This is a genomic window from Acidimicrobiales bacterium (assembly GCA_036491125.1).
Classification (GTDB): Bacteria; Actinomycetota; Acidimicrobiia; order Acidimicrobiales; family AC-9; genus AC-9.
The window spans coordinates 1-10,082 of record DASXCO010000007.1 but is presented as its reverse complement, the minus strand read 5'-3'; the positions used below and the strand labels follow the sequence as shown (position 1 = coordinate 10,082).

Annotated in this window: 12 protein-coding genes; 8 read left to right on the top strand and 4 right to left on the bottom strand. The window is 69.5% G+C overall.

The window, feature by feature from the left end:
- Positions 1-23: 23 nt before the first annotated feature.
- Positions 24-839: a hypothetical protein gene (locus VGF64_00510; GenBank protein ID HEY1633209.1), complete on the bottom strand. Its 816-nt coding sequence runs from the start codon at positions 837-839 to the stop codon at positions 24-26.
- 254 nt (positions 840-1,093) lie between these two features.
- Here VGF64_00510 and VGF64_00505 point away from each other — a divergent pair, with 254 nt between their 5' ends.
- The 3 genes from VGF64_00505 (at position 1,094) to VGF64_00495 (ending at position 4,995) form a co-directional block, all read left to right on the top strand.
- Complete coding sequence (locus VGF64_00505) at positions 1,094-2,497, top strand: sigma 54-interacting transcriptional regulator (protein HEY1633208.1); 1,404 nt, start codon at positions 1,094-1,096, stop codon at positions 2,495-2,497.
- 4 nt (positions 2,498-2,501) lie between these two features.
- Positions 2,502-4,544, top strand: a complete 2,043-nt coding sequence (locus VGF64_00500) for a hypothetical protein (protein HEY1633207.1) — start codon at positions 2,502-2,504, stop codon at positions 4,542-4,544.
- Between the two features lie 157 nt (positions 4,545-4,701).
- Positions 4,702-4,995 (top strand): WhiB family transcriptional regulator, encoded by a 294-nt coding sequence (locus tag VGF64_00495; GenBank protein HEY1633206.1) that lies wholly within the window; start codon positions 4,702-4,704, stop codon positions 4,993-4,995.
- Positions 4,996-5,016: 21 nt separating this feature from the next.
- Here VGF64_00495 and VGF64_00490 read toward each other — a convergent pair whose 3' ends face one another.
- On the bottom strand, positions 5,017-5,859 hold the full coding sequence (locus VGF64_00490) for a hypothetical protein (GenBank protein ID HEY1633205.1): 843 nt from the start codon (positions 5,857-5,859) through the stop codon (positions 5,017-5,019).
- Between the two features lie 170 nt (positions 5,860-6,029).
- On the opposite strand from VGF64_00490, the gene VGF64_00485 reads away from it, so the two are divergent.
- From VGF64_00485 to VGF64_00475, 3 genes are read left to right on the top strand one after another with little or no spacing between them, the layout of a single operon-like run.
- Positions 6,030-6,497 (top strand): sigma-70 family RNA polymerase sigma factor, encoded by a 468-nt coding sequence (locus VGF64_00485; protein ID HEY1633204.1) that lies wholly within the window; start codon positions 6,030-6,032, stop codon positions 6,495-6,497.
- Positions 6,494-6,961 carry a zf-HC2 domain-containing protein gene (locus VGF64_00480; GenBank protein ID HEY1633203.1) on the top strand — a complete coding sequence of 156 codons (468 nt, stop codon included), beginning with the start codon at positions 6,494-6,496 and terminating at the stop codon, positions 6,959-6,961. Before VGF64_00485 ends, VGF64_00480 begins: the two co-directional genes overlap by 4 nt.
- 19 nt (positions 6,962-6,980) lie before the next feature.
- Complete coding sequence (locus tag VGF64_00475) at positions 6,981-7,931, top strand: hypothetical protein (GenBank protein HEY1633202.1); 951 nt, start codon at positions 6,981-6,983, stop codon at positions 7,929-7,931.
- On the opposite strand, the gene VGF64_00470 is transcribed toward VGF64_00475, so the two are convergent.
- A complete protein-coding gene (locus VGF64_00470) occupies positions 7,915-8,160 on the bottom strand; it encodes a WhiB family transcriptional regulator (GenBank protein ID HEY1633201.1) in 246 nt (81 codons plus the stop codon). The two genes, VGF64_00475 and VGF64_00470, sit on opposite strands and share 17 nt — an antisense overlap.
- A gap of 135 nt (positions 8,161-8,295) precedes the next feature.
- On the opposite strand from VGF64_00470, the gene VGF64_00465 reads away from it, so the two are divergent.
- Together VGF64_00465 and VGF64_00460 are read left to right on the top strand one after the other, a co-directional pair.
- Entirely contained in the window at positions 8,296-8,589 is a 294-nt protein-coding gene (locus VGF64_00465; GenBank protein HEY1633200.1) for a hypothetical protein, read from the top strand.
- Positions 8,590-8,611: 22 nt separating this feature from the next.
- Entirely contained in the window at positions 8,612-9,502 is an 891-nt protein-coding gene (locus VGF64_00460; GenBank protein ID HEY1633199.1) for a 5'/3'-nucleotidase SurE, read from the top strand.
- On the opposite strand, the gene VGF64_00455 is transcribed toward VGF64_00460, so the two are convergent.
- Positions 9,408-10,082: hypothetical protein (locus VGF64_00455; GenBank protein HEY1633198.1), on the bottom strand; the 675-nt coding region annotated here is incomplete at its 5' end. The genes VGF64_00460 and VGF64_00455 overlap by 95 nt on opposite strands.

Genomic DNA, 10,082 nt, shown 5'->3' with positions numbered 1-10,082 from the left:
CTCGTGGGTCTCGTACTCGGCCATCAGATGAATCTCGGGTCGTGGAAGGCGCCGATGGCCACCAACCAGATGTAGAGGTCTGCGAGGGCGATCCAGATCAGGCTGGCCCAGGCCCACACCATGTGCTTCCCGGTGAGGATGCTCACGTGGCGCCACAGCCAGTGCCGTATCGGTGCCTTGCTGAACGAGTTGAGGTTGCCGCCGCACAGGTGCCGGCACGCGTGGCACCCGAGCGTGTACCCCCAGATCAACACGGCGTTGACGACGAGTATGAGCGTGCCGAGGGCTACTCCGATGCCGCCAGGAAACCGGAATGCGGCGATGGCGTCCCAGGTGAGGACGCCGGCGAAGATGATGGCGAAGTAGAAGAAGTAGCGGTGGATGTTCTGCAGGATGAGCGGGAGGCGGGTCTCGCCCGTGTAGCGGGGTCGGGCGTCGGCGACCGCGCAGGCGGGGGGAGCCCACCAGAACGAGCGGTAGTAGGCCCGCCGGTAGTAGTAGCAGGTGACGCGGAAGCCCAAGGGGAAGGCCAGGACGAGGATGGCCGGCGACCAGGACCACCAGGGCCCGACGATGGCGTCGCTCTTGTACTGGCAGATCTGGGCGATGCACGGTGAGTAGAACGGCGACAGGTAGTCGCGACCCATGTGGGGACCGACGTAGTAGTTGTTGCCGCGGAAGGCAGCCCACGTGCTGATGGCGGCGAACCCGCTCAGCCCCAACACGGTGAGGACGGGGGCGATCCACCAACGGTCACGCCGGAGTGTCCTGACTGGTGGGCCGCCGCGGACGCCGTCGATGACGACCGGTGTCGCGGTCGTCTCCTGCACCGTGCTCACGCAGTCTCCCTATGGGCTCTGACCGGCGGCGCGTCCACGGAGGGACGACTGGGCCGGCTGTCGCGCCGCCACGCTGGGCGGGGCGTAACCGTCGAGTTTCCGCCCGATCTTCGCACCGTGACACCCGCAGAAAAAAATCGGTGCCCCCCGCCGCCTCGGCCTGTCCGAGCCGGGCCTGGGGACACGCGCCGAACCGGGCCCCGGGCGGGCTCTCCGCGTAGGCCCGCCTCCCGGGCGGGCCTAGGCTTATCCCCATGAGCTCCCGCCCCGCAACCCTCGGCCAGCTGCGCGAGTCCGGTTGGGTGTCCGTGCCCGTGAAGCAGGAGGTCAGGCGCAACGCCATGGCCCGCATCGCCGCTGGCCTACCGCTCGTCGAGGGCGTCGTCGGCTTCGACGACACGGTGCTGCCCCAGCTCGAGAACGCCATGCTCGCCGGCCACGACGTGATCTTCCTGGGCGAGCGGGGCCAAGCCAAGACCAGGATGATCCGCTCGCTCGTCGAGTTGCTCGACGAGTGGCTGCCGGTCGTCGCCGGCTCCGAGATCAACGACGACCCCTACCACCCCGTGTCGCGGCACGCCCGCGACCTGGTCGCCGAGCGGGGCGACGACACGCCCATCGACTGGGTCCACCGCCACGTCCGCTTCGGCGAGAAGCTGGCGACGCCTGACACCTCGATCGCCGATCTGATCGGCGAGGTGGACCCGATCCGGGTCGCCGAGGGCCGGTACCTCTCGGACGAGCTCACGCTGCACTACGGGCTGGTCCCTCGGACCAACCGGGGCATCTTCGCCATCAACGAGCTCCCGGACCTGGCCGAGCGAATCCAGGTGGGTCTGCTCAACGTCCTGGAGGAGCGGGACGTGCAGATCAGGGGCTACAAGATCCGGCTCCCGCTGGACGTGATGCTGGTCGCCTCGGCGAACCCGGAGGACTACACAAACCGGGGCCGGATCATCACCCCCCTGAAGGACCGCTTCGGCGCCCAGATCCGCACCCACTACCCGCTGGACCTGCCGACCGAGCTGGAGGTCGTGAACCAGGAGGCCCGTCCGCTGGCGAGCGACGGGCTCAGGATCCAGGTCCCGGACTTCATGGCCGACATCGTGGCCGGCCTCAGCCAGCTGGCCCGCGGCAGCAGCAGCGTCAACCAGCGCTCGGGCGTGTCGGTCCGCTTGAGCATTACCAACTACGAGACCCTGGTCGCCAACGCCGCCCGGCGCTCACTCCGCTCCGGCGAGCCGGACGTGGTGCCTCGCGTCAGCGATCTCGAGGCCCTCGCCTCGTCGACCGGAGGAAAGGTCGAGATCGAGACGCTGGAGGAGGGACGCGACGACCAGGTCGTCGAGCGCCTGGTCAAAGCGGCCGTGCTGTCCACCTTCAAGCAGCGCTGCCCGATGGAGCAGTACCGGGATGTCGTCCAGGCTTTCGAGGACGGCACCGTGGTCCACACGGGCGACGACGTGAGCTCGGCCACCTATGTCGACACGCTCGCCCACATGCCGGGGCTGAAGGCCCCGGTCATGGCGCTGGCGGGGAGTGAGACACCTGCCGCCGTGGCCAGCGCCATGGAGTTCGTGCTCGAGGGTCTCCATCTCTCCAAGCGGCTCAACAAGGACGCGGTCGGCGGGCGGGCCACCTATCGGGGACGGGGCTGACCGCGTGCCCTGGGGCTACCGGTACGGGCGCTGGGACGGGAGCCAGGTCGGGTTCGAGCTCGACGCCGACGACGTCCTCTCCGAGATCACCGACGACCTGCTGTACCACGGCGATCTCAACGCCGCCCTGCGCCGCATGCTGCAGTCGGGGTTCCGTGACCGCAACCAGGAGCGGGTGGCGGGGGCCCGCGAGCTGCTGGAGCGACTCAGGCGGCGCCGCCGGGACGAGCTGGAGCGCTACGACCTCGGCGGTGTCTACGACGACATCGCCCAGGAGCTCCGCGACGTGATGGACACCGAGCGCGCCGGCATCGAGGAGCTGCGGGAAGAGGCGCGGGCCTCGGGCGACGAGCGGCGACAGGAGATCACCGACCAGGTGGCCGACGAGCGCCGCCTCCAGCTCGACCTCATGCCCCCCGACCTGGCCGGGCAGGTCCGGTCGCTCCAGGAGTACGAGTTCACCTCGTCGGAGGCGAGGGAGCGTTTCGACCAGCTCATGGACAAGCTCCGCCAGCAGCTGATGCAGAGCTACTTCAACCAGATGTCGGGGGCCATGCAGAGCACCACCCCCGAGCAGATGCAGCGCATGAAGGACATGTTCGATGCCCTGAACCGCATGCTGGAGCAGCGAGACCAGGGAGAGCCGATCGACCCCAGTTTCGAGCAGTTCATGCAGCGCTTCGGCGACTTCTTCCCCGGCAACCCCCAGAACCTGGACGAGCTGCTGGAGCAGATGGCCGAACAGATGGCCGCCGTGCAGGCCATGCTCAACTCGATGACCCCCGAGCAGCGGTCGCAGCTCCAGGGGCTCTCCGAGCAGCTGCTCGAGGACCTCGATCTGCGGTGGCAGGTCGACCGCCTGGCCCACAACCTCCAAGGCGCCTTTCCCGACGCCGGCTGGGAACGGAGCTACTCGTTCAGCGGCTCCGATCCGCTCGGGTTCGCCGAGGGGGCGCAGCTGATGGACCGCCTCGGAGACATCGACCAGCTGGAGAACCTCCTTCGGTCGGCGTCGAGCCCCGGAGCGCTGGCCGACGTGGATGTCGACCGGGCCCGGGACCTTCTCGGAGACGACGCCGCCCGTTCACTCGATCGCCTCAGCCAGCTGGCCAAGATGCTGGAGGAGGCGGGCCTGATCGAGCAGCGCGAGGGCCGCTACGAGCTGACGCCGCGGGGTATGCGGCGAATCGGCCAGAACGCCCTGTCCGACCTGTTCTCGAAGTTGGCCAAGGACCGTCTGGGGCGGCACCAGATGGACCGGTCGGGCATCGGCCAGGAGCTGGCCTACGAGACCAAGCCCTACGAGTTCGGCGATCCCTTCAACCTCAACATCGAGCGCACGGTGCGCAACGCCGTCCGGCGCGAGGGCGGCGGGACACCGGTCAGCCTGACGCCCGACGACTTCGAGGTCGAGCGCACGGAGAACCTCACGCGTTCGTCCACGGTCCTCATGGTCGACCTGTCGCTGTCCATGCCGATGCGCGACAACTTTCTCGCCGCCAAGAAGGTGGCCATGGCCCTGCACTCGCTCATCTCCACCCAGTTCCCACGCGACTATCTGGGACTGGTCGGCTTCAGCGAGGTCGCCCGGGAGCTCAAGCCCCAACAGCTTCCCGAAGTCTCCTGGGACTTCGTCTACGGGACGAACATGCAGCACGCCCTGCTGTTGAGCCGGCGGATGCTCGGTCGTCAGACGGGGACCAAGCAGATCATCATGATCACCGACGGCGAGCCGACGGCCCATCTGATGACCGACGGCGAGGTCTTCTTCAGCTATCCGCCCGTGCGCGAGACGGTCGACGCCACGCTCACCGAAGTCGCTCGATGCACTCGGGATGGCATCAGGATCAATACGTTCATGCTCGATGCGACGGGATACCTCAAGACCTTCGTCGAGAAGCTCACCCGCCTCAATCAGGGGCGGGCCTTCTTCACGACGCCTGAGACCCTCGGCGACTACGTGCTCGTCGACTTCATCGAGCAGAAGCGGGCCATGCGCGGCCGGCCCGGGAGGCCGGCCCCGAGAGCTCAGCCGCCGGCGCGCTAGCGCCCAGGCCGGGGCCCGGCCGCACCGCCTGAACGCCACAAGATCGCCCTCACCCGCGTATCCCCCCGCTGCCCCCTTGCACAGGCGCGCCCGGAGGAGCATGATGACACGAATGTAATTACATCGGTGCGACATGCCGACGAGGGGAGGTGTGCCGATGGAGAGTTTGTTGCAGCTGCTCGATGACGAAAAGGGTGGGTGGCAGGCACAAGCCAACTGCATGGGCGTCGATCCGGATCTGTTCTTCCCGGAGCGGGGCGGCTCGACGCGAGAGGCGAAGGAGGTCTGTCGAGGCTGCGTGGTACGCGAGGACTGTCTCGAGTACGCGCTGGCCAACGGTGAGAAGTTCGGCATCTGGGGGGGCATGAGCGAGCGGGAGCGGCGACGGGTGCGGCGGGCGCGTGCATTGAGCCAGCGGCAGGCGGCAGCGCTGTCGAGGTCCTCGGCCTGAACCAGCGGCGGCCGCCGCCGTTCAGGGGCGGCCGGCTGCTTCGAGGCGAGCTTCGACCGTCCGCGACGGATCGAGGTCCAGCTCGCTCCAGCGTCGGGCCGGCGTCTGGGCGAGCACGGCGGCGGGCACCAGGCCGACGAGCTCGGCCCGGTCGATCTCGGCCCGGCGGGCGACGGCATCGAACACGGCGGCCGGCCCGGCGCGCAGAGGATCGATGAGGTTGAAGGAGACCTGGGCGCGTTCGCCGACCTCGAGACCGAGAGCGCGGACAGCGGGCCCGCGCAGCTCGGCGGCCAGCGCTCGAGCGAGTGACAGCTGCGGCTGAGTCGTGGGGCCGCCATCCCGGGCCGGCCGTGCGAGCCACAGGTTGTAGGCGACCAGCGGAGCCCGGGCGCCCACGGCGGTGGCTCCCGCCGTCGGGTGGGGTGTCGCAGGGCCGGTGTCCGGCGAAAGCCCGCGGAACGCCCGACGGCGCACCTCGGGGAGGGTGCGCTCGGGGCCGAAGACGAAGCACGGGAGGGCCAGCTCCTGCCCCGCCCACACCGCGAAGCGATGGCGGGCCCGGACCGCTTCGGTCAGATCGGTCGTTCCGCCGAGCGGGACGAAGGGGACGACGTCGACGACTCCCAGCCGAGGGTGGACACCGCGGTGGTCAGTGATGTCCAGCTCGTCGACGGCGCGGACGGCGACCGCCCGCGCTGCGTCCTCGACGTCGGGTCCGCCAAGGGTGAGCACCGACCGGTGATGGTGTCGATCGCTGTGCACGTCGAGCAGGCTCGGACCCGCGGTGGCGGCGAGACGGGCGATCACGTCGTCTCGACGCCCCTCGCTCAGGTTGACCACGCACTCCAGCAGTGGACCCACTCCAGCACCGTCCCGTCGAGGGACACTACCGTGAGGGCATCAGAGCAGGTGGCGGCGGTGACCGAGGTTCCCCGTGTTCAGAACCAGGCTCGCCCCCGGGAACCCGTGGGCCCGCTCGCGGCGTTCCAGTACCTGAGGCAGAGACCGAGCCCGTCCCTGACTGGGAGGGGGTGGCGCGCACCTACGGCCGGTTTCTGTACACGATCGCCTACCGCCTGACCGGAGACCCGGATGACGCCCAGGACCTCGTCCAAGAGACCCTCTTGCGGGTCCGAAAAGGGTTGCGCACCTACCGACCGGGCTCGATGGAGGGATGGTTGAGCCGCATCGTCACCAACGCCTTTCTCGACGATGTGAGGCGCCGCCGACGGCGCCCGGTGGCATCGCTCGGAGACGAGCCTGAGGGTTCCTTCGGCACGGCGCCGGCGGCCGACGAGGCGATGATGGCCGAGGCCCTGCCGTCCGACGTCGAGCAGGCGCTCCTACGGGTGCCCGAGGAGTTTCGCGTGGCAGTGGTCCTCTGCGACGTCGTCGGGCTGTCCTACCAGCAGATCAGCGAGGCGCTGGACATCCCGGTGGGTACCGTGCGCAGCCGGATCCATCGCGGCCGGGCCCTGCTGCGGGAGGCCATGTCGTGAGCAGCGACACGCCGACCGGCGAAGATTCCCGCTGGCAGCGCCCCGCGGGCGAGCCCGCGGCGGGCCACCTTGGCGATCGGCTCAGCTCGCTGCTCGACGGCGAGCTAACGGCGGACGAGATGGCCGCCGCCCGCCGCCATCTGCAGGGCTGCGAGACCTGCTCGCGAGAGCTCGCCGCCATCGAGCGAACGCGCCAGCTGTTGCGGGGTCTGGACACGCCCAAGCCACCCGAGAGCTTCGTCCCCGGATTGCTGCGACGCCACCGGCGGCTCACGCTGCTCCTTGCCGCCGCGTCGGTGATCGCGGGCGTGACCGCGGCGACCGCGTTCGCCATGAGCCCGCCTCGTCAGAGCATCACTCCGCCCGTCAACCGCTTCGAGCGCATTCACGCCACGTCGACCCCGAGTCCCGACCCCATCAGTCAGATGGCCCCCGTCGACGTCCCGACCACCACGAGTCCCTGAGTTGACCCGTCGGCGGGTCGTGAGGGTCGTCCTCCTCCTGGCCGGCGTCTTCGTCGCCATACCTACCCTTGCGGTGGCGGCTGCCGCCGCCGGCGTCGCCGCGGGCCCGACGTCATCGACGGGCTCTGTCGTCTCCCCCCGCACGGGCGGGAGCGCCGCGGTGACCCCCGACGGGCGCCTCGAAGGACTCGACTTCGACGGCCTCGTCCAGTTCACGTGGGTCGACCGGTCAGGTGTCCACCGGGCGCAGCTTCCGGTCCAGGGTGCCGGCGGCGTCATTCGCATGGGCGGACCGGGCCGATCCCAGGTGGTGGAGTGGCCCGCCACCGTGGGACCGCTCCCCTCGCTCGCGGGCAAGTACCACACGACCGAGGCCAGCGGGCCGATCGTCGCCGGCCGGCCCACGACCGAGATGCAGATCTGGTCGGGCGCCGGGTCCAGAGAGATCCTCACGGTGGACCAAGCCACGGGGCTGGTCCTCGCCCGGGTTGAGCTCGACAGTGACGGCTCGGTGGTGCGGTCGATGGAGTTCGACGATCTGACCCTGCGGCTGACCCACGCGCCGGGCGCTCCGGTCACGGCAGCGGCCCGGTCCACCAGCACGCCGGCCCCCCCTCGGCTCTCCGAGGAGTACTCGGCGCCGTCACAGCTGGCCGGTGGATACAAGCGGGTGCAGGTCGGGTCCGTCTCCGGAGGCCTACGAGTCGTCTACAGCGACGGCGTGCACGGACTATCGATTTTCGAGCAACCGGGTCGCCTCTCGGGGTCGAGGCGGAGCTACCAGTGGGCGGGCGGCGAAGTGGTCACCTGGCAGGGGGGCCCCACCGTCCTCACGGCCATCGGAGACGGGCCCACTGCCGATGTGGTGGCCGCCGCCAGGTCGATCCCCCAGCCTCACCAGCTGAGCCTGCTCGGACACCTCAGGTCGCTGTCTCGAGAGGTCGTCGACACCCTCAGCGGGAGTCAGTGACCGTCTCGAGCCTCCTCCGGCGTGCGATCCGCCTGCGCTCACGTTCTGAGGCACCGCCCCAGACGCCGTGGTCGATGCGGTTGAGCAGCGCATACTCCAGACACGGAGCCTTGACCGGGCAGTCAACGCAGATGCGGCGTGCGATCTCCACCCCGACACCATCGTTGGGGAAGAAGACCGAAGGGGGCATGTCCTGGCACTTGCCCTCTGTCATCCATTCGTTGTCCATGTCACCTCCGTTTCCTCATCAACGCTACGAGGGGCCGATTGGTTCCTGGGATGGTGTACGTCGCCGACGAGTCCCGGGATGGCGCCCCACTAACCTAGAGGGGACGGCCACCAGGGCCAATACGAGGAGGAGATCATGTCGCAGCTGCCCGAGGATCTGGAGGCACCGCAGCCTCCCCGGGGGCACGTTCGGGTGGTCTACCTGGGTCCGGTTGCCCCCCACTGGGAGGTGCAGTCCGATTTCGGCGATCGTGCCCTGATCGAGGAGTTCCGGCAGCGAACGCTGGCCCGATTGGTGCTGCTGCCTCCCCACGACCCACAGTTCCGCCGCAACCGGGAGCGGGTGGTTCGAGACGCCGAGCGGGAAAACCTCCTCCTCGATTGGGATCTCGGCATCCCCGAGGTCGACGAGCTGGACGACCAGGCGTAGCCGGCGTCAGCTCGCCGTCGACATGCGTGTACTGGTCACGAACGACGACGGGGTCGGCAGTCCCGGTCTGGCGGCGCTCGCCGCCGCCATGGAGGGGGACGGACACGACCTCCTGGTGGCGGCGCCGCTCGAGGACTGCAGCGGCAGCAGCTCGGCCATCGGCCCGGTCGCCCAGAGCCAAGGGATCTCCTACGAGTCCGTCTCCCTGCCTGGTGCGGAAGGGCTGGAGGCCCTGGGGGTCGACGGACCGCCAGCCCTGATCGTCCTGCTGGCCCGCCTGGGCGGTTTCGGGACTCCGCCCGAGCTCGTGGTCTCGGGCATCAATCCCGGACACAACACGGGGCGGTCGACCCTGCACTCCGGCACCGTCGGCGCGGCGCTCACGGCGGCCAACTTCGGTATCTCCGGCCTGGCGGTGAGCACGGGTGCGGGTGACGAGATCCACTGGGACACCGCCGCCCGGGTGGCGGTGCTGGCGACGAGATGGCTGATCGGCGCGCCGCCGACGACGGTGATCAACCTCAACGTGCCGAACGTGCCCATGTCGGATCTCACCGGGGTCAGCCTCGCTCACCTGGCGTCTTTCGGCACTGTTCGCAGTGCCATCACCGATGCCGGCGGCGGGAAGCTCCAGATCGAGCTGCGGGACACCGAGGTCGAGTTGGATCCGGATACCGACACCGCGTTGGTAGGCCGGGGCATCGTCGCCGTGACGCCGATCGTCGGGATCCGGGCCGCGGGCGAGAGCGACGTCGCCGCCTTTCTGGAGAACGAGCTGGCGCAGCCCGGCCGGGAGTGGCCGGGAGGGCTGGCCGCCGCTACCGGGGGTCCGCGCGATCGAGAAACCAGTGGCGGGCAACGGTGGCGAGCCGCTCCGGGCCCTCCCCTCGAACCGAGAGCCGGAAGCGGCTGATCGTCCGCTGCCCACCGTCCTGGTCGCCGTAGAGCAGGTCGACCAGGAGCGCAGTGCGGTCCTCCACGGCTTTGCGGACGGCCGGGTAGCAGGGGTCCTGCGAGTCGCGAAGGGCGCCCTGCCAGAACCCGACGTCGTTGCCCGCCACGTAGATGTCCCGGTTCAGTCGGCGGAACTGCTCGGGCTCGGGCGGGGTCATCGTCGTCGCCCACTCGGCCCGATTGCCCTCCGGTTCCTGGGGCAGGAACCAGCCGTGGAGGATGGCCAGGCCGGATCCCGCGTTGCGCACGCTCATGACCATGTAGAAGTTGCCTTCGGCCTCGTCCACCGCGCCCATACCGCCACGGGCGTGCATCAGGTGCTCGTCGAGGAAGTTGACCTTGACCACGGGGTCCTCGAACCGCGACGGCAGAAGGAGCGGTCGTAGTCCGACCTGGAGCGAGCGCTCGGCGACTCGCGCCGCCCTGTTGGCCGAGCGAACCGACGAGAAGGTGGCCAAGGCGAGGACCAGCGTCCCGGCGGCCGTACCCGCAGACGTGATGGTGGCCCAGTCAGCCATGCGCCCGTCAGCGTAGACTCG

Excerpts from the sequence above, each read along its gene's own strand:
- VGF64_00505 (HEY1633208.1), top strand. The coding sequence starts at position 1,094 with ATGAGCTCCCGCCCCGCAACCCTCGGCCAGCTGCGCGAGTCCGGTTGG.
- VGF64_00495 (HEY1633206.1), top strand. The coding sequence starts at position 4,702 with ATGGAGAGTTTGTTGCAGCTGCTCGATGACGAAAAGGGTGGGTGGCAG.
- VGF64_00470 (HEY1633201.1), bottom strand. The coding sequence starts at position 8,160 with ATGGACAACGAATGGATGACAGAGGGCAAGTGCCAGGACATGCCCCCT.
- VGF64_00465 (HEY1633200.1), top strand. The coding sequence starts at position 8,296 with ATGTCGCAGCTGCCCGAGGATCTGGAGGCACCGCAGCCTCCCCGGGGG.
- VGF64_00460 (HEY1633199.1), top strand. The coding sequence starts at position 8,612 with ATGCGTGTACTGGTCACGAACGACGACGGGGTCGGCAGTCCCGGTCTG.